The organism is Microcoleus sp. CAWBG58 (assembly GCF_020883045.1).
GTDB lineage: Bacteria > Cyanobacteriota > Cyanobacteriia > Cyanobacteriales > Microcoleaceae > Microcoleus.
On the sequence record NZ_JAHRFA010000020.1, the window covers coordinates 35,092 to 61,657 of the forward strand.

Consider the following 26,566-nt stretch of genomic DNA (forward strand, 5'->3'; position numbering starts at 1 on the left):
TACGGAAAAGGTGTTTACACGAGAGTTTCAATCCCTAATAGGGTTTTATGGGTTTTCCGGCTTGAGTCGTATTTGCAGAACCACTGGGGATGCAACGTCTCGTTTCAATCCCTAATAGGGTTTTATGGGTTTTCCGGCTATTTCTCACGGATGCGATCGCCCATTATCAAAAAGGCGATTTGTTTCAATCCCTAATAGGGTTTTATGGGTTTTCCGGCCGCCCGCTTCAGAAGCCTTGCTGTATTTGGTTTTCAAGGTTCAGTTTCGCTAACCTCATCCTAAAGTACCATTTCAGGCTTCGAGTTGTCAACCCATGACTTGGCATCTTACGTTCAAATCCTTATCTGTCAACGATCGCAGCGATTTCGCTAGCCTCTTTTTTAGATAGAGAGCCTCAAACCCTTGCACTATCTACATTATAGCCTGAAAATTTCACAACTCAATTTTTACACCTACTGGTTAGCGAAATCTCAGCCATAAAATATTGTGCGATCGAACCAACAGCATCTATCCTATCCTGAGACCGATCGCACAAAAGCTATGATAAATAAACCGTCAACCTCTATCATCCTCGCCGCATCATGAATCCTGCCCTCACACAATTTGGCACTCAAATGTCCCAACTCACAGGAGTTCGGGCAATTATGAAAGATATTATTGAAACACTCAGGGCCGGCCACGGGCAGGAATTTATCAACTTAAGCGCCGGAAACCCGGTGATATTGCCGGAAGTCGAGCAGTTGTGGCGCGATTGCACGGCGGAACTTTTATCGAGTCCCGAATACGGCGAAGTTGTTTGTCGCTACGGTTCCAGCCAAGGTTATCAGCCGTTTATCGATGCAGTATTGGCCGATTTTAACCAGCGTTACAATCTCAGTTTGACCGATCGCAACATCTTAATTACTCCGGGAAGTCAATCAATCTATTTCTACGCAGCCAATGCTTTCGGAGGCTACACTGCACCAATCGCCGACACTTCCGATCCGAAATCTCAAATCCGCAACCTAAAGTCGATCGTCCTGCCGTTAAGCCCAGACTACACCGGTTACGGCGGCGTGAGCCTAATTCCCGAAGCAGTCATCGCCTGCAAACCCACGCTAGATATTGATGCAGCCGCCCACAGGTTCAAATATCGCCCGGATTTTAGTCAACTGTCGATCGATGAAACCAGCGGTTGCGTCATCTTTTCCCGTCCCTGCAACCCCACCGGCAATGTTCTCACCGACGACGAAGTGCAGAAAATAGCAGATTTAGCAGCCGCTTTCGACGTGCCGGTGTTAGTCGATTCCGCCTACGGGCCTCCTTTCCCCGCGTTGAACTTTACCGAAATGAAGCCGATTTTTGGCGGCAATATCGTTCACTGCATGAGTTTGTCAAAGGCCGGATTGCCGGGTGAAAGAATCGGAATTGCGATCGGCGATGAAGGCATCATTAAAACCTTAGAATCTTTTCAGACCAATATGTGCATTCACTCGCCGAGATACGGACAGGCGATCGCAACTAGGGCCATTAAGTCCGGCGCCCTAGCTGACATTTCTCTCAACGTAATTCGCCCGTACTATCAAAGCAAATTTACAGTAGTTGAAAGCACTTTAGAACACGCAATGCCGAAGGATTTGCCCTGGTTTTTGCACCGAGGCGAAGGAGCAATCTTTGCCTGGTTGTGGCTCAAAGATTTGCCGATGACTGATTGGGAAATGTATCAAGAATTGAAAAAAGTCGGTGTAATTGTCGTACCGGGAAGTTCTTTTTTCCCTGGTTTGCGGGAAGATTGGCAGCACAAGCACGAGTGTTTGCGGATTAGTTTGACTGCGACAAATGATGAGATTGAAACTGCGATGAAACGTTTGGCTCAACTGGTGGAAAAGGTTTATCAATCTTGATTTGTTGTTGTTAGCGGACTGAAGTCCGCACTACGAACCTTTTGCAATAAAATGAGTTCGTAGTGCGGACTTTAGTCCGCATTATGCGGACTGAAGTCCGCACTACGAACCTTTTGATATTAAACCGGAAGCGCCTTCTTCCTTCTTCCCCAATTCCTAAAACTAAACCACTCGATAAACAAAACTTAAAGTCGCCCAAACATTCACATCCAAAGCCAAATTATCCGTCGGTATTCCCAGTTTCTGCACGCCCGGAATACTAGCGGCGTGCAAATCTTCCAACACAGCCCGCGCCACATTTAAAGGATTCAACAACTTCACCGGCAAAGTATCCCTTGTTTGCTGCATTTCCGTTGCTATTGCAGCTAAAGTGCGATCGAACGGCTTCTCACTAACTATAATAAAAGTTTCCGCCAAACCTAAAGCCCCCGATACCGCTAAGCCCAAAGCCCCAGCCACCGGGACACTCAAATTATCCCCAGGGGCGATCGCCATTGACATCGCACCAGCATTACTTTCAGGCTGATAATTCATCGCCAACAACCGTCCAGCAGGATCCGAGGAAAATACGGCAGCATAAACCGGGCGATCGCTCTCGTTATATAATCTGTACTGAACTCGGCTGCCCGTTGGCACACTTAGTATACCCAAGTTACTAGATTTCTCGCTTTCCGCGCTCAGGGGCTCGAAGCGATAATCATCACTCGCCCGCACCGACTCCCGCTGCACCATCACCCGGGCTTGCGGCGCCAGAGTTGCTAAAACCCCCCGCACCTTCAGCCGCGAAGATGTCTCGTTGACAGTCAGGCGCAGCAACTTCGCCGCCTGCAATGCTTTCAACTGCGGAATCAACCGCTGTACCGCCACCTTAACCGCTTCTCCACCGTCGCCCTGGGTGTCGGGAATTGGCATTTGGCCGACAGAAAACAAGCCGTAGCGCCCTTGATACAAAGCAGGCTCGTAAGCCCCAGGAGTTTGAGCGACAATGGTTTCCGGGACTCTCCCAAACCGAAAGTCGGCAGGTTGCTCGCTTCCTACGGCTGAAACTTGCGGCACTGTTGCGAAAGCACTGGTAGCATCCACCCGCTCGATTCTTTCCAAACCAGAGTCTAAAGCTACTGTTAAACCGATGTTTCGCGGCAATACCCGAATTTCTTCCCTCACTAAATCGCCGGCTGTTAATTGCCCTTGTGTACGATCGAGCTTATCTAAAATTTGAGCTTTCGCAGACAAACCGGTGCGCGCCCGCAGCAACAGTCGCGAACTATAGCTGCTATCCTCTAGGGAATCGCTGTCGATCGACTTAACCGACGAATCCACCGCAAACACCGAACCCTCGCAGCACTCCAAAACCCCCGCCGACAACCCGCCCAGCCACAACTGCACAGTTTTGCCGCCATCTTCCACCGCCGTCACAGCCCCGTCAGCAGCAGCGGAATTTAACATTAAACTTGTGGCAAAATTCAGTGCCGGCGCGGTTGTTAAATTGTCAGGGCGAATTTGCGGTTGCTGCGATAATCCCGCCATTTGCTCGACTGTACCCGCCGCCCGACTAAAACTGACGCTGAAACTGCTAGCCGGAGTCGCTAACCACAGACTTTGGGTGAGGGCGTAGGTAAACAAACCCGCAGTAAATCCGTTCCACTCTTGTTCCCCAGCGATTTGGGAATTGGCCGCCGCACTCAGCAGGGCGATCGCACTACTGTTGTTTTTGCCAGACTGGAGACCTTCGGCAAACGTTAATTCTGCGACGCTTGGCTGCCCGATGGTGGGGCGCGGACGCGAACGGATGCGAAAGTTGCCGTTTTTGAGAAAACCTGGGTAGGTGTGACTGGTGTCGAGGATGGCGATCGCATTTTCTGTGGCGAGCGATCGTACCAACTGCAACACCGTTTCCTCTAAAATATCGTTGACCGATCCGTTTGGTAATAGCGGTACCACATCATTCACCGGCACCAAACTGTTTTGCATTTTTCCCGGAGAGTCCCCAAAACTAACTCGACTACCGCAGCCGCTAAAGTGAAAAACCACCACATCACCCGGTTTTGCTTGTTCCCTCAAATGAGTTACAAAAGCCGTCTCGATATTTTCCCTGGTAGCACCAGCATCAGTCAAAGTCAGAATATCCGACGGCGCAAACCCGAACCGATATACCAGCAATTCACGCTGCAATTCCACATCCGTCACACAGCCGTGCAGCGGCGACTCTGAATATTGATCGATTCCCACCAACAAAGCCAATTTACGCGCTGTTGGCTGGGCCAAAGCTTCCAAGTAGCGCGAGCCCAACCGCAACCATCCAGCCTCGCTGATTCCGATGGCGGCCAGCACCCGGCCAGCTTGCTGCAAAAATTCCCGCCGCTTGAGTCCCATTTTTAAAGAGTTTTGAATTTTATGTTTTCAATTTCAAGTTAAATACCGCTCAATCCTCATCTTAAGGGATTTCAATTAGATTGCGATCCTTAATTCTTAAGATAATTTTTAAGTTTTAACTTTTGATTTTTGGGTACATCTGTGGGCAAGCAAATATGTGTGTAGGGGCGAAGCATGACAGGAGTCAATATGAGATTATCAGTAATAACTTATATAGCAATCCTAAATCATTCATGAAGATTTGTAGGGGTAGTGGATGGTGCGTGCCTACCCCAGCACTATCCGGGCAACCACGGGGGGATTGCCCCTACAACAACAATTATGGAAATTATTTAGGATTGCTATATGCGGTCATGCTTAGCCCTCTTCAAAAATCAGATGCACCCTGAGTTTCAAGCTTAAATTTGACAATTTAAAACTCAAAACCCCAAACTCAAAACAATTCAGAATGCCACCAATACCAAAGTTCAAGACTTAAATCTCGTAACTGAAAATATTCATAGCCTTCGCTAATTCGGCGGCGACTTCGGGTCGAGAAAACTGCGGCGGCGGCAATTTTCCAGCGCGCAGCATCTCGCGGACTTTCGTACCCGACAAATGCACCCGCTGTTCGGGAGTGCTGGGACTTGTTTTCGTTGTACCCATTTGTTCCGTCACCTTGCAATAGAAAGCGTGCTCGAATTTCATCGGCACAATTCCCAATTCAGAGGGTTCAAATTCGTCAAAAATGTGTTGGGCGTCGAAGGTGCCGTAATAATCGCCAACTCCAGCGTGATCGCGCCCGACAATAAAGTGAGTGCAGCCGTAGTTTTTGCGAATTAAAGCGTGAAAAATTGCTTCTCTGGGGCCGGCGTAGCGCATAGCCGCCGGATTAATTGCCAAAATTACGCGATCTTTTGGATAGTATTTATCTAGCAGAATTTCGTAGCAGCGCATCCGCACGTCAGCAGGGATATCATCATCTTTAGTTGTCCCGACTAACGGGTGCAAAAATAATCCGTCTACGGTTTCTAAGGCGCATTTTTGGATGTATTCGTGGGCCCGGTGGATGGGGTTTCGGGTTTGGAAACCAACTATGGTTTTCCATCCTTTTTCTTTGAAAAGTATTCTCGATTTCGCCGGGTCAATTTGGTATTGCGGAAACCGCGCATCTAGTTCGCGTTCCAGCAGCCAAACTTCGCCTGCGAGGTTAACTGGCCCGGATTGGTCTACTACTTGGACGCCCGGGTGTTTGAGGTCGTCGGTACGGTAGACGTTGAGGGCTTCTTCTTCTTTGCTGTAGCGGTATTTTTCTGAGAGTTCCAAGATACCGGCAAATTCGCCAGCCGGGGAGTCGAGGCGGACTAGGGCGCCTTCGGTGAGGGTGTCGGCGACGGCCTCGCTGACGGAAAGGGTGATGGGAATCGACCACGGGAGACCGTTGGAGAGGCGCATTTCTTTGACTACCGATCGATAATCAGCTTCTGCCATGAACCCTTTGAGAGGACTCAGGGCGCCAATTGCGATCATTTGCAAGTCAGAGATCGATCGATCTGAAAGCTGGACTCGCGGCAGGGACTCTGCTTTGTCGAAAAATTCTTGTCTTTGGTCTAGTGTAGCAATGCGGTTGACCAGGATGCCGCCGTGAGGGGCAATGCGGTCTGAATGCTGGCTCATGTCGATTTGAAGTTGTTGGTTTTAGCTGCCAGAGTACATACTACCAAGCGCAGGCAATAAATCTACATTATTTTTTAATTTTTCTGGAGTTGTGCAGAATGCTGGTGAAGGCGGGCTGTGATTCTTTAAACTGCAAACTCGCCATCAAAACTCTCAAATTTCCTGTCCTATCATGTGCGATTCATGTGCGATCGATTACCATCCTAAAAAAGGTTTGTAGTGCGGACTTCAGTCCGCAAATTGCTGCGGACAGAAGTCCGCACTACGAACGGCTGGTTTGTAGTGCGGACTTTAGTCCGCCATAAAAAAGGTTTGTAGTGCGGACTTTAGTCCGCAAATTGCTGCGGACTGAAGTCCGCACTACGAACGGCACGACGAACTGCTGGTAGTGCGGTTAATCGATCGCCCGCGATATCAACTTTGCACGCTAAAGTCTTCGGGTGCTATTCCCCAATTAACCCAGCTAATTGCTTCTTTAGCCGTTAGCACTTTTGGCGGCACTCGCAAAGCGTGAATGTGTCCCGTACTCGGACAAGTCATCTTCAACAAAAATATGGGTTCTATGTCAACATCATTCTCAATTTTCAACAAAGTATATTCTTGCCAAGTATCCAATTCTATTGCTTGCAATTCTTGACAAATCCTCGGATAGCCGATCGCCCCAATCAACACTCGCCGCACTTCCGCATTCTTTTCTCTTAGCAGCCATGAAGCCTCCCACAACTCCGGCGCAACTTGACCGATGCTTTCCGGTAACAGCACGCCACGATAAGAGTATACCTTGAATTTGTCAGCAAATTCGATGGCGGGCTGACATAAAGCGTGGAGCAAATATTCGCTGTCAAAATGAATTTTTTGCGGGCGATCGCACACAAAGCACTTTTCCTCAAACGGGTAAATCCAGCCGCAGTTTTCGACTAAGGCTTTAAAGGCTGAGTACAAAGAGCGATCGCACTCCAATCCTAAGACCTCTATACAAAAATCTACCCAACTTCCGTGACAGGCAGAAAGTTCGGATAATATCCAGTTATTATTATAGGTTATCTTGACAAAAAATTGGTGAAATCTGCTGCCCAACTTCTTAGCTAATTGGGCATAAACTTCGTCTTTAATATGAATTTGGAATTGACTTATCAGTTGAGCGTACAGCGGGTTATAGAGTTGGCTGTAAATCTGATTTTCCAGTTTCCGGTTGAGCTGACTTCTGAGTGTATCGTACAATTCATTATGAATTTTGTCTCGAATTTCGCTACCAGTTTCCAAACCAGAATCGCGTATCCTTAGCCGTTCAAGAGCTTCCAAAGCTATGTAAGGGCTGTCACAGAAAATAATTTCCGGTTCGCCCAAGCCGATGATGTTGTAGGCGGTGTTGATAGCCGCTGTCGCCATCGGGCGATCGAGAAGTGCGATCGACAGTCCAATTTGCCGCCACTTTTCGCGATAAATGGGAGTTAGGGCTGCTTGTTCGGGAGTTAGCGCGATCGTTGGTACGTTCATATTATTTAATTTCCAGTCAAAAAATTAATTAAGTGCGATCGTTCCGCCTGCATCTGGTTTTTCCAAATATGTTTGTAGGGGCGAAGCATGACCGGAGTCAATATGGAATTATAACTAATAACTTATATGCGGTCATGCTTCGCCCTCTTCTTCGCTTCATTCCTCAAAAATAGAGAAGGACTGAAGTCCTCACTACAAACCTATTTTAGGATAGTAATTATAGCGGTTCTCAAAAAAGTGAGGTATGCCCCATGCCCCATGCCCCATGCCCTATGCCCCATGCGTACCTCATGTTAGTGAGAAAGGCTATATAGATTATTTGTATAAATTAACAATTTTTTGCAAAACCCCTAAAATTACAGGAAGATTATCGAGATAATAAACATCATCATCAATAATTAAATTCTTTCCTTTTAATTTAAGAAACCGCCAGACTACCCCCGAAGTTACACAGCCAAATACGGCAGGAATTGAATTTTGTTGGCGTTCGTTAAATAGCTGAGCCGCCACCATTTGTGCAGCACACTGCGGCAGACAAGATTCTATTTCTCCGCTTTTTGTTTCTCTAAGTGCAAAAAACGGAACTTTAATTTCAAAATTCAACGGTGTCCCAGACAGTATAAAGTCGCATTCTCCATGCAATCCCTGAGAAACATCTACATCAAATGCCCAACCGGAAAAAATAGAAAATTGTCTGTGATTTTTTTCTCTAAATTCTAACAATATAGGAGAAATAATCCGTTCCGAACGTTCTTTTGCTGTTGTTATAGCAGTGTTAGAACTAATTTCGAGAGCTCTCCAAAGCCATTGGGATGGTTCTAAAGGAATAATTTTGGCACTCAAAATTGGACTGAGTGACATCTCCAATCCAAACCGCTCTTGTAATTGTTGGAAAGTGAAGGTTCTGTAGGACATATTTATCAGATAACTCGTTCAACAGTTGACAGTTTGAGAGCGATCTCTAACTAGAAGGAAGAGGATTGGAGTAATGAATAGTATGATTTTAATTTTTCCCTCAAAGGAAGTGGATTTCAACCAAGTCTTTCTGGTGAAAATAAACATCACTTTGAGATAGAAATTGAGTTGAAAAATGATAAACTAGCTTAAATAGCAAGGGAGCATCTCATTTTTATAAAGAGCATTTTTTTATGTGAGTGCTGTCCCCCCTCGCACGGGTTACACAAAGCCAGGGCGATCGGGGACAGCACTATAAAGACAAAACTGAGAGGCTCTCAATAGCAATCCTTGAGGAATTTGTGAACCTCTCTCTTTTTTCTATCTCGCGACGATAAGTAAATCCTGATTTTTATTCCTTCTTTTTATCCTGAGCGACTTGTCAGCCAGCGTAGCCGAAGCGAGCCTTCTTCTCTCTGGCATCTTTCCAGGAAGCATCGAGCGTGCAAAGCATTTGTAGTGCTCTTCTCAGCTCGCAAATCGTAGTAAAACATACTTTTTGCCAGCTCCGCAGATATGCTCCCTGACAGTTGACAGTTGACAGTTGACAGTTGACTGTTTACCGACTGAATGCCCAATGCCCAATGCCCAATGCCCAATGCCCAATAATTAATGACAAAAAAGAGATGCTCCCTATTTTCTCTTCCTTCTAAACATTTAACCACTGAATGAGTATCTTGGGCGCTGGCAACAAAATAATTAACAAAAGCCCGATCGCTAGCAACCCCAAAAAATCTCGCCTATCGTCCAATTCGCTGACATCATTCAACGCAGGTTCGTCGTTGAGGGGCGTCAAAAACAAAATAATTGCCCACAACAGCAAACCTTGTTCCAAAAAAGAAAGCAGTAGCATACAAATTCTGGCAAATTGCCCGATCGCCATACTAGCCCGCTGGCCAAACATTGCGTGTACAATATGCCCGCCGTCGAGTTGTCCCACAGGCATCAAATTAAACGCTGTCACGATCAAACCCAAATAACCCGCCACCGCTACTGGATGCAAATGAATCGCAGTTTCCGCATTGAAAGCGCCGCCCAAGGTTAACTTGCTCAACAAAGTCATCAGCAGCGAAAATTTCGGACTAAAAGAGTCAAAATTTAACATTCCCGACTTGTCAGACAGCGGTACAATTGTCGAATGCTCCAAACCCCAAATCAACAACGGCACTGTCGCGACTAAACCCGCCAGCGGGCCGGCAATACTGACATCAAATAAAGCTCGGCGGTTGGGAATTGGACTCCGCATTTGAATGAATGCGCCAAAAGTTCCCAAGAAAAAAGGAACCGGAATAAAATAAGGCAAAGTCGTGCGAATTTTGTAGAATCTGGCAGCTAAATAGTGACCGGATTCGTGAATTCCCAAAATTGTAATGAGAGCCAAGGAATAAGGCAAACCCTGAAGCAACACATACGGGTTGGACTGCAAGATTTTTTCAGTAACTCCAGCAATTTGCGAGCCGACAACTGTAGTCGTAAACACCGTAATCAGCACCAAAGCTAAGGCAAAAAACGGCCTGGTTACAGATTCAGTTTTGACCGAATTTTCTCCGGATTGGTGGCTGGGATTGGGAACTATGGCAAAAAAAGGTTGACCGCTCAAGCTATTTTGAAATATGACTAAAAAGCGATCGCCAAAATGCTTCTCGACATTCTCCCGAATCGCCTGATAAGCCGCCTCCGGGTTCGTCCGCAACTGTCCCCGACAAATGACAGCCTGCGGGCGAAATTCTAAATCTCGCAAAAAGTAAATTGACCAAGGAAAACAATCGCGCAAGCTCGCTTCTTCCTCGGAATCGATCGGGCGCAGGGGCGGTTTGGGCTCTGTCGGTTCACCATCAGAACCTGCTACCTGCTCAGTCGTGGAGGCGATAATTTGCTTGCGCCCCAACTGTACCAAAAACCAGTACAAAAAAGGGCAAACCAGAAAAGGTATAATTACCAACTCGGGCGGTACTTTTTTGCTCGCGCCGTTAACTAAAAGCCAACCAGTCCAAATCAGCGCCGGCGCCATCATTACCAGCCACAGCAGCCATACCGGAGTTCGCGTGATGCGGCTGGTGCTGCTCTGCAACAAGTAGTAAGATATCAACCCCAGTACAAGCAACCATAGTAAAAAGAACATAATATTTATTCCATGCCTCTCAATAGCTAGTAAAAGTATAGTCATTTATGACATGACATGGGAGGCATCAAGTCCCTCCCCCTTCACTTTACTTTGAGCGGATTGACCCGCCTTGGCTGAACTACGCCCACGACCTATCCCATCACTAAACGCATTTGGGATTGCTTTTCTCAAAATGTTGTAAGAAGCGTTAACATCGGAGTTAATTAATTGACCTACCGATGTCTTGTACAAGCCTCTTTTGATCCGTTTACCACTAAATAAAATATCCTTATCTATCTTTCCATAGACAGGGATTGGATCTAAGCCGAGAAAATTAGACCGAGACGTATAAGATTCTTCTTGTACGACGACCTTAATCCCCACCAATCGAGCTTTGTATTCCAACATCTCAATTAGTCGAGCATGAGGAATACTGACAAAGTTCTGATTAGTTTGCTTTCCCAAATCAATCTCAGTTTTCCATTGTGCATTTTTGCCAATTACTAACGCCCCAATTTGTTTTGCTATTAAAACGTCAACAATCAGGCGACTGGTATGATGCAAGTAATTATCAATTTTTTGGTGGCGACAGCGAGTCAATCGTTGGATGCGAGGCGAACTCTTGCGACTCCCTTTTAATTGAGTTTGTAGCCGTGCTTTACGTTTGTTGTAGAACTGATTGATTGATTTTAATGGTCGCCCGTTAATCAGGAGAGGTGTAAAACCCGGCTGATTTGAAGTTAACGCCACTAAGTTATCCAGTCCTAAATCAATACTAGCTACAAATTTATCATCGTCCAGGGTGGACTCCGACTTGTCATAAATTACCTCGATCGCATATGAATCACATTTGGGAACCAACCTAACTTGGCAGATACGAGCGGGATTTACTTTGGTTTTGATTAAAATTTCCGTACCCGAAAGCTTGATGATTCCTTTCTTCAACTGCGTGCTGCTAATTGCTTGTATCGTGTACACGAGAATGTTTCGCCCTTTGACCTTATCTTTGTACTTCGGCAGTTTTGGGCTACCAGTAAATTTAGATGGATCAGTTTTGTAAGCTTTAACCGCTTCAAAAAATGATTTCCAATTCTTGTCCAATATCATCAAGATTTGCTGACTGACTTTAGCTGGCAAAGCCTTGTATGCTTGATGAGACTTCATCAAACGATTCATTTCGTTATAATTGATGTAACTCCATCCATAAACAAAACTCTGACGAATGACGTAGTTAGCAGCATTGTAGAGATTTTTGGATTTAAAAGCTAATTCATCAATCTGGGCGAAACGGTGTTCTGTAGATTTAATGATATGCCTCTCTGCTAGTTGCATTCAGGGCCTCCATCTTTTAACGAGAGCAACATTTCCTTGTTTGACTTTCTTGACTATATGATACTACTATAGCCTTTCTCAGAAAGATGAGGTACGATTGGGCATAGGTCTCCGTGGGCATACCTCACCACGCTTGAGAACCGCTATATTGTTTATTGATGCTTACAAACTTAATGAAGTTTTATAATACTTCCTTGAAACAACAGAGTTCAGTTTCCAAACAGCCCAGGCTCGTGCTGCCAAATATTTTTGCTTTCCCACCTAACCGGGATACCCTGGGTGCGACAGCTTATTTCATTGTAGAAAACGAATCGAACATCCTGGTAGATTGTCCCGCTTGGGATGATATTAACCTAGCCTTTTTGCGGGAAAACGGCGGCGTGCGGCTGCTGTTTCTCACCCACCGCGGCGCTATCGCCAAGGCGCGGGAGATTCAGGAAGCCACGGGCTGCGATATCCTAATTCAAGAGCAGGAAGCTTATTTGCTCCCCGGATTGCAACTGACGGTTTTTGAGCGAGAATTTACTGTGAGCGATCGCATAAAAGCATTTTGGACTCCCGGCCACTCTCCTGGTTCATCTTGCCTTTATGATACTGGCAGCGGTGGAGTGTTGTTTACCGGCAGACACTTGCTCCCCAATCGAGAAGGCGCCCCGGTACCGCAGAGAACGCCCAAAACTTTTCACTGGCCGAGGCAAATTAACAGCGTGCAGTCAATTATCGATCGATTTTCGCCTTCGACTCTTCAATATATCTGCCCCGCTGCGAATACTGGTTTTTTGCGGGGAAAAGGATCGATCGATCGAGCTTTTGAGCAATTAACTAATCTAGATTTAGTTGTTTGTTTGCAGAATCAAGAAAACCGGGCGGTTGAAACCGCATCTATACAAGCAAAACCCGCCTCCGCGGGTTGAAGGAGACGGCGGTTTCAACCGCCGTCTTATCAATCGCGTATTGGATTAAAATTACCTTATTTTCTTCAGTCCACGGAGGTGGACATTGTTTGTGTAGGCGCGGTTTCAACCGCCGTTTTATCTTAATTCCGCCGATTCTTACAGCCGATTCTTATGGAAAAAACCGAAAAACAAAAAATGCTCGCCGGCGAATTGTATTTAGCTAGCGACGAACAATTAATTGCCGATCGCCAGCGAGCCCGCCGCCTCACCAGAATCTACAATTCTACCCACGAAGACGAACCAGAGAAACGGTTAGAAATACTTGCCGAATTGTTCGGTGCAATCGGCCCCAAAATAGAAATCGAGCCGCCTTTTTACTGCGACTTCGGCAGCAATATTTATGCGGGAAACGGATTGTACATGAATTTTGGCTGCGTGATTCTCGACTGCAATCGAGTTAACATCGGCGAAAATTTGCTGTGCGGCCCCAACGTGCAAATTTACACTGCTTTTCATCCCACCGATCCGGAAATCCGACTTTCTGGCCGAGATCTCGCCGCTGAAATTAATATTGGTAATAATGTTTGGATTGGTGGAGGCAGTATTATTTGTCCGGGAGTCACTATTGGAGACAATAGCACGATCGGCGCAGGCAGTGTTGTTGTCAAAGATATTCCCGCCAACGTCGTAGCGGCGGGGAATCCTTGCCGAATCATCCGGCAGTTGCCTTGATGTGGTACGATCGACTCACTGGCGCGATCGGCTTTTTGGAGCTTTACACAAAAATTTTAGAGACTAGAACCGCCAGTTTGAGATTTTTTAGGTAAAATCCCCGAAAAAATCTGCGGCAAAAATCTCAAATCTCAAATCTCAAATCGCTTAATTTCTCCCTCCCGGTTTCTCCACTACCAACCTTTTCTTATGACGACTGCAACAGTTTATCCCAACGCACCCGAACTCGGCACCGACGACTACATAGTAGTAGGTTTAGCCACCTGCTTCATCAAAGAAGAAGGCGAAGTTCATCAAGTAAAAGTAATCGAACCTATCCCTTCAGCAGCTTTGCAAGCAATTGTCAAGGGAATTCCCACATCTTATGAAATGGCTTGGGGGACGACTTTAGGATCGATACTCGACGGCGAATCACCCCAAAGACTGCCGGAATTCCCCGCCGAAGCTCAGTTTAGCGAAGAATTTGGCTTTCGGGCGATCGCCGCAGCCCGCACTTACAAAATCCGCCCCGAGGCTCAAGTTCACATTCCCTTAGGAACAGTTCGTAACGACTTTACGTATTCCTTAGAACGCAAAAGAGTGCTGAACACCGAGCGCGTCATTCGCACTGAAGACAATGTGAAACAGCACGAGCACACTCACAAGGTTCTTTAAATGAATCGCCCAACAGCAGCTATTTAGCACCGCAAAAAGTTTTGAGATTTGAATTAAAGATTTAATAACAAATTTTTGGTTCATCAATAACTCAAAACTTTTAATATTTTATGATTGGGGCAACGCCATACATCTCAATGTAGGGGGCGCAGTCTGTACCTTACCTAATTGCACAAAAGCAATACATTTCAACATTACCTAACCAGTAAATCCACCTAATTAAATATAAAATATCAGTGGCTAACAAAGCTGGCTGTGTATTCCCTCTCTCTTCTTCCTTCTTCCCTCTTCCTTCTTTTGACCCCCTCGCGAATCCGAAGGGCTTCTGCCTTCTGACTGATGAAAACTGTCAACTGTCCCAGATTTACTCTTTTTTTCAACATCGGGTGCTTGTGGGCCATCTTGCCCAATTGACATAAATTATTAATAGCAGTTAACAAAACTATGAAAAATTTGAATAATTAAATTGTTGAATAAATATTGTAGTTTCTCAAAAATATGGTAGAATCTGATTCCAGTCAGACAAGGTGAGCGGGCCGGCGGGAAAAAATTCAAAAATCCCCGCAATTATTGCTAGTAGTTTCAGACTGCTGACAGGCGGGCAAGTTCATCGCTGGTGAGCTGAGAATTTCAATCTCACAAATTGGTCAAACCATGGGAAGCTTTGCGAAAGTGAAGTGGTGGAAATTAACTCAACTATTGCCAGCGAGATTTAAGGGCGAATACGATCTGCGCTACAAAATCGCGTTGTTAATTTTGGGCGTAACAATTATGGCAGCTAGCATCGCTGGTTGTATCAGCTATCAAAGAGTTCGCCGCTTGATTGTCAACAATTTAGAGCGAAATGCTTTGTTAGAAGTTAAGGAGCGCGGTAACAAGATCGATCGCTGGATCGGCACGAGAAAGACTGAGATCGAAACCCTTGCTAACACTCCTTCGGTGCGATCGATGAATTGGTCTGTGGCAGGGCCTTATTTAAAATCCGAAGTAAATCGTCTGCAAGACTTCAAGCATTTCGCATTAATTGAACCCGACGGTTCTTATTTTACCACAAAAGTTGGCAGAGCTTTGATTAACGTTAGCGATCGCCAACACTTCAAAAAGGCAATGGCTGGGCAACTATATGTTTCAGATCCTACCATTTCTCGCACGCTCAAAAAACAAAGTATTGTTCCCATTTCGGCTCCGGTGTGGTCAAATTCTCAGGAGAATCAACCAAAAAAGCCGATCGGAGTAATGAACGGTGTCATTACTATCGACAGAATTGCGGAAGTAGTAGGAAAGCTGGAATATGAGGCAGGAACTTACGCTTTTGTACTCAATTCTCAAGGAGTGCCGATTGTCCATCCCGACACTCGGTTAATGGGAAATATTGACAAAGCGGCTCCCAGTCTTTTAGAGTCCGCAGATCCTAATTTGGCGAATGTAGTGCGGGAGATGGTTTATCAAAAAACGGGCATTGTACTGACTCAAATCAACGACGCCAGAGTTTATGTTGCCTATCTTCCTTTAGAACAAGCTGAATGGTCGATCGCCCTGGTAATTCCCAGGGACAATCTCGAAAAAGAACTGTTCGCCTTAAATAGATTAGCAGCAGCAGCCACCGGACTGTTCGTCGCAGCTATTTTGGCAATAATTGTGGCGCTGAAGCTATTTTCCCAAAAGTGCATTCGCACTCGCGCAGAAGCCCTTCTCCACCGATTGACCGGCCGCATTCGCGCTTCCTTGGAGCTCGATCGCATCCTGCAAACTACTGTAGACGAACTCGGTACCTTGCTAAAGCTCGATCGAGCAATTTTTGGCTGGTACGACCCCCGGCAAGATACTGTGGAATTTTGCTGGGAATATTGCCGGGAAGGTTTACCGGGGCGCTTGGGAATCTTCGGCGCCCAAACAGGGCCCTGTGGAGATTTAGCTGCACGGCTGCATCGGTGCGAAACCATACTTCTCCAGAAAACCTCCGCCCCCGATGTCACAGCCTCTCAAGAAGCAGTGCATCTCAAACTCACAGACAGCCACTACGCAGCAGTACCCGTACTGACTCAGACTAATCGCCTGGGATATCTGTTCGCTTGTGCGAATCGGCGGTTTGCCACTCCCGACGAAGTCGAAGTTTTGGAAGCAATTGCAGACTCGCTGGCGATCGCAATTTCCCAATCCCAACTCCACGGGCAAATTCAAGAAGAACTCAAACTTTTAGAAGAAGTATTAGCGCAACTTAGAAGAACCGAAGAGCATTTAGTACAAAGCGAAAAAATGACAATAGTCGGTCAACTCGCCGCCGGAATTGCCCAGGAAATTAACAACCCAATTAACTTTATTTACGGGCGCCTGATTCACGTCAACGATTATCTCAATAATTTGCTGAATATACTTCGCCTCTATCGCGAACAATATCCCACACCTGTGTCGCGAATTGCCCAAGAAATAGAGAGCTTCGACCTAGATTTTATCAGCGAAGACTTGCCACAGATTCTCAAATCTCTGAAAATAGGAACCGATCGCATACGCCAGAGCATCCTGGCTTTGCGGAACATTTCACTTCCAGATGAAGCCAACAAAGAACGCGCCAACCTTCACGAAAGCATCGACAATATTCTACTGTTGCTCGCTCACCGACTGGAGAAAAAAATATTAGTAATCAAGGAGTACAGCAACCTGCCACCAATTTTGTGTTATCCCGGTCAACTGAGCCAAGTATTCGCTAATATCCTCAGCAAGGCGATTGATGCTGTTAACAAGATTGACAAATTCGATCAAACTATTACAATTAAAACAGATATTGTCGAGCATTCAACAGGCAGATTTATTGCAGTATCGATCGCCCACAACGGTTCTCGAATTCCGCCGGAAATTCAAGACAGAATCTTTGACCCGTTTTACCATAGCAAATCCTTGAAAAATTATACAGGATTGGGGCTATCAGTTTGCTATAAAATTATTGTAGATTTGCACGGCGGGCGCCTGACAGTTCAATCTCCCGTGCCATCTCAAATTGAATCTCAGACTCTATCTCAAACTGAGGGTGGTGCTGAGTTTGTAGTAGAATTGCCGATCGTTTGAACTGTCTTCGCTAATAGGATTTACAAACTAATAGCGACGCACCTAATCTTCCGTAGGGTGTGTCGCTTCCACCATCTTTAATAAAGACCGACAATCTAATAGCGACGCACCTAGAAGCTTCAATTAACCTATAAGCCAATACGGTTTACTTAACGCTTTTGATGAATTTCATCTGACGATTTTTGGATTATAAAGAGGTGAAGTAGATATTAAGAATATTTTACCGCAGAGAACACAGAGAACACAGAGAGGGGAGGGATAAAAGGTTTTTTTACGACATCCAAAACCCTCGCAATACTCTTCCCTCTGCGCCCTCTGCGGTTAAAAACTCTTGTCTTGATGGAGTGGATTGTATTTCAATACCGTTTACTTAATGCTTTTGATGAATTTCATCTGACGATTTTCTGGCAATATAGCCATTTTGGGCAAGTCAGATTTTTCTTAAGTCAACTGTATTGACCTATAAGCAAGCCGAGTTTTTTTATTGTAGCATTTTTTTATAAATGATATTACCATAAAGAATTGTTTGAAACCCCTAATCCCGATGGGGAGAAATTAAAATCAAACGACTTATTACTCCAATCCTCTTCCTTCCATCCAGGTAGATGTAGATGTCGCTGTCAACTGTCAACTGTCAACTGTCAACTGTCAACTGTCAACCCAACTCTTACCCATTGTGACAGGTTCCTGATAATTAGAAGTGTAACCTGGTAAAACTTTTATACTCGGTTGGGCGACTCGTAATGTTAAAGAAAGACGAACTTTGCCACTTCTATTATAAATCGAACGATGTACAAGTTGATCGGTAAATAAAATAAACTCACCCGGTTTTAAAACTACCGGAATCGCCTTCTCTTCAACTTCATTGGGAACTCGAAAAAAATGATTCCCACTAAAGAAATCGGTAATTTTGACTTGACATTTTTTGAGGTCACTTTTCGAGATATATTCAAACCCGTTTGTCTCCGTTACTTCTGTTAAACCAATATAAATATTAATTGTTTTTCCCTCCCCAGTCAGTAAATTAGGATAAATATCTCGATGCCAAAAAGGAATTAATTGACGTGAGGGATAATTTACCCATAATTCCGAACGCCACAATTTTAAATTGTCCCCTAAATAAGCTGTAAGTATTTTTAATACATTCTCATCTTGACACAGTTGCAACACCACGGCAGAATCTAAATGTCTTTCCATATAAAATTGGCCTTTGTAACATTGAATCAGCAGCAACATAACTGAACCAAATTGCAACCTCAAAAGAGATTTTAATGCCTGAGTCAATAAAACTTTAACTGGCGGTTTTGGTAAAACTTCCTTAAAGATACGATCGCAAATAGTCGCGAGTTCCTCCTGATTCAACTTGAGAGTGTAAGGCCCCCATATCCCATCAGTAGCATCATAATTATTTCTCTCTTTCTGGATAACTTGAGTGCAGCCAGTCCATAATAAACTTTTTTCCCACAACTCGTGGCATAAATCATTATTTTGTGCTAAGACAGGTAATGTTATTTCTTGTCCTGTTTGACCTAAAAATTTACCTGATATCGACTCGAATTCTGGAGAAGTAGCACATAAGAGACTGCTATAAGCTCCCTTTTCTGGATTAATTCCTAAACCGAGATATTTGCTCAAACGATGACCGATGGTAATATTAGATTGGACAAAACCTGGATGAACTGCGTTAACTGTGACATTCGTTAATTTTTGGGCAAGTTGTCTGGTTAAGAGCAACAGGCAAAGTTTAGACTGGTTATATGATTCAATAAAATTTAAGGGTGTTTTTTTGATAAATAAATCCCATTTAATTTGAGTGGGTTTTAATGCTAAATCTGAGGAGGCCACAATCACGCGACTTGAGGCGGAATCTGGTATCTTATCTAATAATAAATAAGTCAGAAGAAAATGACCTAAATAATTAGTCCCCCAAATCAACTCAAATCCTTCTTGAGTCATTCCTCTGGCATCGAATATTCCGGCATTATTGACGAGGATATGTAGGGGCAAATTTCGGTCTTGAAATAGCTTGACACAGTGACGCACTGACTCTAAGGATGCCAGATTTAAGGGTAAATATTCTATATTGGGATTTCCAGTGGTTTCACGGATGTAGGCGATCGCGTTTGTCGCTTTTTTCTGGGATCGGCAAGCAATAAAGACATGATGTCCTAATTTAGCTAAACCTAAAGATGTCATTAAACCAACACCGGAATTACCACCTGTAACGAGACAAACTTGCATAAATTAATTGATGTTTGATGTTGTTGGGAGTTATTATAGCCTTTGTCAGAAAGATTCGCGGACGTTGTTGGGCTTGGGTCCTTCTTAGTTTAGTGGTTTTATAAGCTGTCAGTCATACCTCATTTTTTTGAGAAAGGCTATAGCCTTTCTCAGAAATATAAAGTATAGCTGGCTATAAATGGAGTTTTTGATTCGGCATTGCTTACTAGATAATAAATATAAGAGGGCTTAAGCCCAACAACATACCTCATTACCTTTACGATCGCTTGTTAAATAGTTTGGTCTGTGGTGATTTTACCAGAAATAATAATCCACAATCAATGGCGGTTCTCGATTAAGAGCGATCGACAAAAGAGCGAATTTTCCGCCACCAAACAGCCGGTGAATCCTCCGGGCGGTATTTGCGATCGAACATCGACAAAATTAGGGGCCAACCCCCCACCTTCGCACTCATCAACAAGTGCATTAGCAGACAAAACACCAATACCACCCAACCAGAGAGGTGCAAATAATACCAAACCTGTGTCAAATCCCCAGCCGGCAGCCATTCTTCCTTAACCATACTGCCAGATGCGATCGCAAAAGTGAGCGCTAACAACATCAAAGTATTCACAATCCGGTGCAAACTGTACCACCAAATCGGTGTTCCCAACTGCGCCAGTTTGGTAAAAGAATCGGGCTGCACTAACCGTCTTTGACCTGCATACAAACTGTACAATGCAAAAGCAGGCATAAGTCCTAACAGCAACACCTTGCCAAAAGTGCCGTGAATCCCGATAATGTCTGCAATCCGAGGCACGGGGACTTTCCCAAAGCGCCCGTCATAGGTGTTGTACACTATAAATGCGCTCAAAATTGATAAAAGGGCGATCGCCGCGTTAGCCCCGTGCAGTAATCTCAGCAGCAATGGTTGGTAAGGTCGAGATGGTGGCATCCTGAATTTTGTGACTTGATAAATAGTCTGCCATATAATACAGCTAATCCCGGCATTTTTCAACAGTCAATTGTGAAACAAATGTGACGTAAACATGAATGGATTATGAAATCTTGCTGTTTTACTTAAAGTTTAGTGTAAGCTAAAACAGTCGATGAGAATATTTTACTTATAACATCTCACAGTTCACAAAAATGGATGCAGGCACTACCGTCTTTCTTTCCTTGGGATTAGCAGCAGATGCTTTTGCTGTTGCTGTTTCAAGTGGTTTGGCAATCAAACACATGAAGGTCAATAAAGCTTTAAAAATCGCCTTATTTTTCGGTGGTTTTCAAGCTTTGATGCCCGTAGTCGGATGGTTGATTGGTCTGAGTTTTAGTTTTTTGATATCTGCGATCGACCATTGGATCGCTTTCGGGCTTTTGAGTTTCATTGGCGGTAGAATGATTTACGAAGCGCTACAAACCGCAGAATGCGAGAAAAAGTTTAATCCCTTAGATACGGGTACTTTGATAACGCTGTCGGTGGCGACGAGTATCGATGCCCTCGCTGTTGGCATCGGATTTGCCGTCCTGAAAGATGCGATCGCTCCGGCGGTAGCTGCGATCGGATTTATTACTTTCTTTTTAGCTTTTGCAGGCGTGTTTATCGGTCACAAGTTTGGCAATTTGTTTGCTAATAAAATTGAGATGTTGGGCGGAGCAATCTTGATTTTTATTGGCAGCAGAATCTTGTTTTTACACTTAACAGAAGTGCCATTAATGGGTCAGTAGTTATTGGGCATGGGGCATGGGGCATGGGGCATGGGGCATGGGGCATGGGGCATGGGGCATGGGGCATGGGGCATGGGGCATTAGTTATTAGTTATTAGTTATTAGTCGTTTTTTCCACCGTAACATCAGCAGTCTCAGAAGGTTCTAATTTCAAATGGCCAATTCCCAATTCCCAATCACCAACTGTCAACTGTCAACTGTCAACTGTCAACTGTCAACTGTCAACTATCAACTGTCAACTGCCAACTGACCAACAAATGCTATAACAGCAATGTTGTATTATAAGGATAAAAAATTCCGTGCTAAAACTTTACGGCGGAGCCCGCAGCAGGGCCTCAATTGTCAAGTGGTATCTTGAAGAAATAGCGGTTCCCTACGAATTTGTCCTGCTGGATATGCAAGCAGGGGCGCACTTGCAGCCAGAGTTTCTTGAAATTAACCCCACAGGCAAAGTACCGGCAATTGTGGACGGAGATTTTAAACTTTGGGAATCTGGGGCAATTTTGCTGTATTTAGCTCAAAAATATGGTAAGATGCCGGACACTGTGGAAAAACAAGCCGAAATTGTGCAGTGGGTCATCTTTGCTAACGCCACTCTCGGCCCGGGAATATTTGTCGAAGCCAGTCGCGATCGCGAAACCCCGAAATTGTTACAGCCATTAAATCGCATTTTCGAGAAACAGCAGTTTTTAATGGGCCATGAATTCGGTGTCGCTGACGCAGCAGTCGGATCGATGTTGATTTACATTCCGATGATGCTACAGGTAGATCTCAGTCCTTACCCGGCTGTTTTAGATTACATGAAGCGGATCTCAGAAAGACCGGCATTTAAAATTGCGATGGGCCAGGGCTAAACATACCATATCAAAATTATTCAGCTCTCTGGGCTCTTTCTCTGCGTTCTCTGCGTTCTCTGCGGTTAAATAATTCCAAAACCACCGTAAACGAACTCAGCAAAAAATGAACAGCTAAAAGCAGGGACAATTGGTGAATTGCCCCTGTTTTTAATGAAATCAGACTTATCTGAACCCGACAGCCGCTTGCCAGACAAAAGCCAGCAGCAAGAAAAACACGGGAATCACTGGCAAAACATTAATCAAAGGATCAAAGATCGCATAAGCCTCGGGCAGTTTAGCCAACAGTAATGCAGCTTCCATGAATCAACCTACCTATCCAACAGAATTTTCATAATTGTCGCATATCTTCACCCACAGGACGATCGCGATCGATCGACAGTTGGTGCCAGCCAGTGGGCAAACTCTTCCGTAAATCGATCGGCCAAAATCGCCTCCCGCATCCTCCCGGTAAAGCGAATCAACTCTGTCACGTTGTGTAGCGCCAGCAAAGTATAGCTGAGTGCTTCCTTAGCCCGCGCCAAATGCGCCAAATAAGCCCGACTGAATTTTTGGCAGGTATAGCAAGGACAAGACTCATCCAAGGGAGCAAAATCCTCCCGAAACCGAGCATTTTTCAAATTCCAGCGTTCCCCGCGCACAAAAGCTGTCCCGTGACGGCCCAGCCGAGTCGGAATCACGCAGTCAAACATATCTACGCCACTCGCCACAGCCAAGGCCATTTCGCGATAGGTGCCAATCCCCATTAAATAACGGGGTTTATTTGCCGGTAACAGGGGCGCAGTAACTCTCACAATATCTGCGATCAAATCCCCCGATTCGCCGACGCTAACTCCGCCGATCGCATAACCGGGCAAATCTAAGTCTATCAACTGGTTCGCCGCGCGCGATCGCAAATCTGGGAAAACGCCCCCCTGGACGATGCCGAACAAAGCTTGCTCCGGGCGCGAGTGAGCTTGCATACAGCGTTGCAGCCAGCGGTAAGTGCGGTCTGTAGCCGCCTCCACCTCATCCCGTGTAGCGGGGTAAGGCGGACACTCGTCGAAGGCCATAATCACGTCAGCGCCCAACTCGTTCTGAATCTCGATCGATTTTTCCGGCGTTAAATTAATGATGCGGCCGTCGCGGGGAGCTCGAAAAGTCACCCCATTCTCAGAAATAGTCCGCATTTGGCTCAAGCTAAACACCTGAAAGCCGCCCGAATCCGTCAGAATCGGGCCAGGCCAAGCCATAAATTTGTGCAATCCGCCGGCGCCTGCGACAATCGCTTCCCCGGGCTGCAAGTGCAAGTGATAAGTATTTGCCAAAACCATTTGAGAGCCCGCGTCCTCAAGATGTGCTGGTGTCAAGGTTTTGACATTAGCCAGCGTCCCCACCGGCATAAATTTAGGCGTTTCCACAATACCGTGGGGAGTTGCAAAAACCCCTGCACGTGCTTGGGTATGGCTGCAATTAGCCTGACATTTAAAAGAAAATTTTGCCTTGTCTTCAGTCATTACTCACCGTCGATCGTTCACCGCTACTGGGCAGTCCGTGTTATCTAATCTATTGTTGTTGACATCGCGACAAAAAAAACCATGACCCCGCCCAAAAACAGAGACAAGTTTCCGACAATTGTCGTGAAGCGCAAAAAATTTTAGACCTTAGGATCGCGAATGAAATAACTTACAATTTTAATTGTTATTGTGGGATGGGCGTCCCGCCCGTCCAAAAAGGGCGGGCGGGACGCCCATCCCACTTTCCTTGTGGAAGTTATTTAATTATCATTCCTTAGCTAGCGGGCGCGGGAATCCCCACAACATATCGTTTACAGATTGGTGTGGGATGAAAGCCCGGTTGATTGAGGTGGGGAGGTTGACCGATTTCGCAGGACAGGGAAATCTTCACCACCGAAATCAACAATCTTTGATATGATTGGCTCGAGCGTGGGGCCCGACGTGTTCCTCACTATAAAACGCCGTAGAGAGAAACTTTTGGAGTATCTCGAACAATACTTCGGACAGTTTTAGATCTAAGGAGAGTATCTCAAACCCTTGATGGCTATAGGGATGACTATTTTTTCAATCTTTAAGTCTAGCCCGCTCGTTTCAAAAAACCATTAAAAATGCCAGGGCTTACGCTGTAACGCTTACAGAGTCGTTAAAAAAATGTCCGAAGTATTGTCGAAGGAAGATCTAGATATCCTTTACAGGACTCAGATGCCCAAACTATATTGCTTGCAATTATTGTGGGAGCGTCACTTCTACCTCCTAGATTCAAAGCTGCGAGTAAATCTAAAATCTAAAATCTCAAACTTGTACTGAGCTTCGGCTACGCGGCAACTGAGCTTCGACTGCGCTCAGCTACCGCGTAGTCGAAGTTCAGCTTCCACGAAGTCGAAGTATCTAAAATCAACTGACTGACGATTAAAACGGAGAATCATCCTCATCCAATTGCAGATCCCAGTTGCCTGAGAGTACCTGATCGACCACCGCATCTAAAGCCGCAGCATTTAAATTCCGGGCGACTTGCTCTTGCAAAGGATTGGACAGGGGAATTAGCCTCAACTGCCGTCCCTCTTGAATCAGGTCAAAATAAGCACCTTCTTCAGGAGAATGTTTCAGTTCCAGGTAATCAAAACTATATACGTTCAAATAAAGCGCGTGGTTGGCAATCAGAGTAGAGCGATCGGGATTCGCGAAGACTTCGAGCACATAACCTTCCCCTTCGTTGTAAATCTTGCCATCTTGTATGTGAACGTAACGGACACGTCCTAAATCAAACAGCAATCTTTTGATATCGCGTTTGTTGACGACAATGCCAGTATCGATGATGCAAGGAGCAACTACCCTGTTATTCAATTGGTCGTGACTCATGGAGCAAAAGCCTCTGTTGTAGTATGTTCCCGTCTAGGAAGTCATGGAGTTAGCTAGAATTCTGGGTACGGGAAACGCGGGTAGTGAGTTTAGCCATTTTAGATTGGGATCTTCGGGATCGCTGCCGGCAGAGGTTTTCCGGGGAAAAGAACTCGGGCAGGAGGAATACCCGATCCAAAGGACTTGGGTGTTACAGTTCCAATTCTGGCACAGGCTAATGAATTAGCAACCGCATACAAGATGAAAAATTTTCTATCTTATGATGGATGATAAATTGGTTCGCTCTACGATCGACTTTTTCCGGAATCAAGGTGCTGCCATCGCAGCCGCAGTCGCTTTTTATACTTGCTTGCCGGTACCGATGTCTTGGACTTTGGAGTTTCGGGGCATTGCTCGCTTGGCACCGGCGATCGGGCTTTTGATTGGTGGGATGCTGGGACTCGCGGATTTTGGCTTGCAGTTGTTGGGTATGCCTGCTCTGACTCGATCGGCCTTAGTGGTAGTTTTGGGTATTGCCATCACTGGCGGGCTGCACCTAGATGGGGCTATGGACGCGGCGGACGGGCTGGCCGTACCCGACCCGGTTCGCAGGCTGGAAGTGATGCGGGACAGCGTTACAGGGGCCTTTGGAGCGATGGCTGCGATCGCGATCGTCCTGCTCAAAACTGCCGCCCTCTCGGACTTGAGTAACTATCGGTGGTTGGCTTTGATGGGTGTGGCGGGTTGGGGGAGGTGGGGTCAACTGGTGGCGATCGCCCGGTATCCGTATCTCCGCCCGGAGGGTAAGGGAGCTTTTCATAAAGAATCGATTTACTCACCTTTTGATTTTATCCCAGGAGTGCTGTTGTTGCTAAGTTTGAGCGTGCTGCAAGTTGTCTTGGAGGGCGATCGCTGGCTGTTGGCGGTGGGGATGGCTTTGGGGGGAAGCGCGATCGGAATTTTTGCCGGAGCCTGGTTTAACCACCGTTTGGGCGGCCACACGGGCGATACTTACGGTGCTGTAGTCGAGTGGACTGAGGCTTTGTTGTTGTGTCTGTTGGCGGCATTGCAAGGGTAAAGATAATTCGGCGATTGAAATCGCTGCTAAACAAACGAAGTCTGCCTCCGCAGACTAAGAGGTGGAAATCCACACTCAACAGCAAGGATTTTCATCCTGTTTGCTAGGAATGGCCGCGCTAGATTAGATACAGCAAACCTCAATCTTCTAAAAAGCTATGGAATATTTAATTGGTGCGATCGTTCTGGGAATGCTGATTTGGGCTGGGATCGAGATTGTCCAAACAGTCCGCAACTGGGAACCGAATCAATCACAGTTTAACAAGAAGATGCAAGCCGAAATGGGCCAGTACGAAGCTAATGGTTTTGTTGCTGACAGTGCGATCGACTCTGGGGCGAAAACAGTCGGACACGCACTCAACGGCTGTCACGGTGTCGCCGAATCTGTAGCTTGCGAATCTGCTCCAAGTGCGATCGGTCATGCTGCTGAAAGCTTATCGCACCTGCTACACCATTAGCACAAGATTTGCGGTATTAATTAGGCTAAAAAAAAACCGGGTTTCTGCGACAAATTTCGATTGAGTAGGAAAAATAAGGGAAGAAACCCGGTTTCTGAAATTAGCGTGCACCCTGACTTTGTAGGTAGCGAGAAACCGGGTTTCTGCGACAAATTTCGATTGAGTAGGAAAAATAAGGGAAGAAACCCGGTTTCTGAGATTAGCGTGCACCCTGACTTTGTAAGTAGCGAGAAACCGGGTTTCTGCGACAA

General features: G+C 45.6%; 20 protein-coding genes, 1 pseudogene and 1 CRISPR repeat array (1 of these 22 cut by a window edge). Of the genes and pseudogenes, 9 read left to right on the forward strand and 12 right to left on the reverse strand.

Going from position 1 to position 26,566, the window contains the following annotated elements; all coding sequences use genetic code 11:
• Positions 1–218: direct repeats of the CRISPR family, unit length 37 nt; unit sequence GTTTCAATCCCTAATAGGGTTTTATGGGTTTTCCGGC; it begins 1,581 nt to the left of the window's first position.
• Positions 219–581: 363 nt separating this feature from the next.
• Complete coding sequence (locus QZ918_RS11365) at positions 582–1,883, forward strand: valine--pyruvate transaminase (protein WP_293334808.1); 1,302 nt, start codon at positions 582–584, stop codon at positions 1,881–1,883.
• Between the two features lie 162 nt (positions 1,884–2,045).
• Here the strand turns inward: QZ918_RS11365 and QZ918_RS11370 are convergent, their stop codons facing one another.
• From QZ918_RS11370 to QZ918_RS11400, 7 genes and pseudogenes are all read right to left on the reverse strand, one after another.
• Positions 2,046–4,256: a caspase family protein gene (locus QZ918_RS11370; RefSeq protein WP_293334811.1), complete on the reverse strand. Its 2,211-nt coding sequence runs from the start codon at positions 4,254–4,256 to the stop codon at positions 2,046–2,048.
• 474 nt (positions 4,257–4,730) lie between these two features.
• Complete coding sequence (gene sat, locus QZ918_RS11375; protein WP_293334814.1) at positions 4,731–5,912, reverse strand: sulfate adenylyltransferase; 1,182 nt, start codon at positions 5,910–5,912, stop codon at positions 4,731–4,733.
• Between the two features lie 414 nt (positions 5,913–6,326).
• Positions 6,327–7,409, reverse strand: coding sequence for a DUF6745 domain-containing protein (locus tag QZ918_RS11380; RefSeq protein WP_293334817.1), 1,083 nt, complete (start codon positions 7,407–7,409; stop codon positions 6,327–6,329).
• Positions 7,410–7,724: 315 nt separating this feature from the next.
• The gene (locus tag QZ918_RS11385; protein WP_293334820.1) at positions 7,725–8,252 is read right to left on the reverse strand and encodes a hypothetical protein; all 528 of its coding nucleotides are present in this window, start codon (positions 8,250–8,252) and stop codon (positions 7,725–7,727) included.
• Between the two features lie 476 nt (positions 8,253–8,728).
• A complete protein-coding gene (locus QZ918_RS11390; protein WP_293149922.1) occupies positions 8,729–9,028 on the reverse strand; it encodes a hypothetical protein in 300 nt (99 codons plus the stop codon).
• On the reverse strand, positions 9,013–10,485 hold the full coding sequence (locus QZ918_RS11395; RefSeq protein ID WP_293149924.1) for a site-2 protease family protein: 1,473 nt from the start codon (positions 10,483–10,485) through the stop codon (positions 9,013–9,015). The genes QZ918_RS11390 and QZ918_RS11395 overlap by 16 nt, the downstream gene beginning before the upstream one ends.
• Before the next feature lie 45 nt (positions 10,486–10,530).
• A pseudogene (locus QZ918_RS11400) lies at positions 10,531–11,799 on the reverse strand (transposase).
• Between the two features lie 194 nt (positions 11,800–11,993).
• On the opposite strand from QZ918_RS11400, the gene QZ918_RS11405 reads away from it, so the two are divergent.
• From QZ918_RS11405 to QZ918_RS11420, 4 genes are all read left to right on the forward strand, one after another.
• A complete protein-coding gene (locus QZ918_RS11405; protein WP_293334927.1) occupies positions 11,994–12,713 on the forward strand; it encodes an MBL fold metallo-hydrolase in 720 nt (239 codons plus the stop codon).
• A 153-nt stretch (positions 12,714–12,866) separates the two neighbouring features.
• Entirely contained in the window at positions 12,867–13,427 is a 561-nt protein-coding gene (locus QZ918_RS11410) for a sugar O-acetyltransferase (protein WP_293149930.1), read from the forward strand.
• A 189-nt stretch (positions 13,428–13,616) separates the two neighbouring features.
• Positions 13,617–14,081, forward strand: coding sequence for a hypothetical protein (locus QZ918_RS11415; RefSeq protein ID WP_293334826.1), 465 nt, complete (start codon positions 13,617–13,619; stop codon positions 14,079–14,081).
• 654 nt (positions 14,082–14,735) lie between these two features.
• Positions 14,736–17,144, forward strand: a complete 2,409-nt coding sequence (locus QZ918_RS11420) for a cache domain-containing protein (RefSeq protein WP_293334829.1) — start codon at positions 14,736–14,738, stop codon at positions 17,142–17,144.
• A 648-nt stretch (positions 17,145–17,792) separates the two neighbouring features.
• Here QZ918_RS11420 and QZ918_RS11425 read toward each other — a convergent pair.
• Both QZ918_RS11425 and QZ918_RS11430 read right to left on the reverse strand, forming a co-directional pair.
• Entirely contained in the window at positions 17,793–19,385 is a 1,593-nt protein-coding gene (locus QZ918_RS11425; protein WP_293149936.1) for an SDR family NAD(P)-dependent oxidoreductase, read from the reverse strand.
• 334 nt (positions 19,386–19,719) lie between these two features.
• A complete protein-coding gene (locus tag QZ918_RS11430) occupies positions 19,720–20,319 on the reverse strand; it encodes a cytochrome b/b6 domain-containing protein (protein WP_293334832.1) in 600 nt (199 codons plus the stop codon).
• Between the two features lie 194 nt (positions 20,320–20,513).
• Between QZ918_RS11430 and QZ918_RS11435 the strand changes: the two genes are divergently transcribed.
• Together QZ918_RS11435 and QZ918_RS11440 are read left to right on the forward strand one after the other, a co-directional pair.
• Complete coding sequence (locus QZ918_RS11435; RefSeq protein WP_293334835.1) at positions 20,514–21,092, forward strand: manganese efflux pump MntP; 579 nt, start codon at positions 20,514–20,516, stop codon at positions 21,090–21,092.
• Positions 21,093–21,391: 299 nt separating this feature from the next.
• Complete coding sequence (locus QZ918_RS11440) at positions 21,392–21,946, forward strand: glutathione S-transferase family protein (RefSeq protein ID WP_293334838.1); 555 nt, start codon at positions 21,392–21,394, stop codon at positions 21,944–21,946.
• Between the two features lie 165 nt (positions 21,947–22,111).
• Here QZ918_RS11440 and QZ918_RS11445 read toward each other — a convergent pair whose 3' ends face one another.
• The 3 genes from QZ918_RS11445 to QZ918_RS11455 all read right to left on the reverse strand — a co-directional run bounded on the left by QZ918_RS11445 (position 22,112) and on the right by QZ918_RS11455 (position 24,801).
• Positions 22,112–22,249, reverse strand: coding sequence for a photosystem II reaction center protein K (locus tag QZ918_RS11445; protein ID WP_293149949.1), 138 nt, complete (start codon positions 22,247–22,249; stop codon positions 22,112–22,114).
• 47 nt (positions 22,250–22,296) lie between these two features.
• Positions 22,297–23,442, reverse strand: a complete 1,146-nt coding sequence (tgt, locus tag QZ918_RS11450) for a tRNA guanosine(34) transglycosylase Tgt (RefSeq protein ID WP_293334841.1) — start codon at positions 23,440–23,442, stop codon at positions 22,297–22,299.
• Positions 23,443–24,351: 909 nt separating this feature from the next.
• The gene (locus QZ918_RS11455; protein ID WP_293149952.1) at positions 24,352–24,801 is read right to left on the reverse strand and encodes a hypothetical protein; all 450 of its coding nucleotides are present in this window, start codon (positions 24,799–24,801) and stop codon (positions 24,352–24,354) included.
• A 259-nt stretch (positions 24,802–25,060) separates the two neighbouring features.
• Between QZ918_RS11455 and cobS the strand changes: the two genes are divergently transcribed.
• Together cobS and QZ918_RS11465 are read left to right on the forward strand one after the other, a co-directional pair.
• Entirely contained in the window at positions 25,061–25,858 is a 798-nt protein-coding gene (gene cobS / locus QZ918_RS11460) for an adenosylcobinamide-GDP ribazoletransferase (RefSeq protein ID WP_293149954.1), read from the forward strand.
• Positions 25,859–26,015: 157 nt separating this feature from the next.
• The gene (locus tag QZ918_RS11465; RefSeq protein ID WP_293334844.1) at positions 26,016–26,315 is read left to right on the forward strand and encodes a hypothetical protein; all 300 of its coding nucleotides are present in this window, start codon (positions 26,016–26,018) and stop codon (positions 26,313–26,315) included.
• The last annotated feature ends 251 nt before the right edge of the window (positions 26,316–26,566 follow it).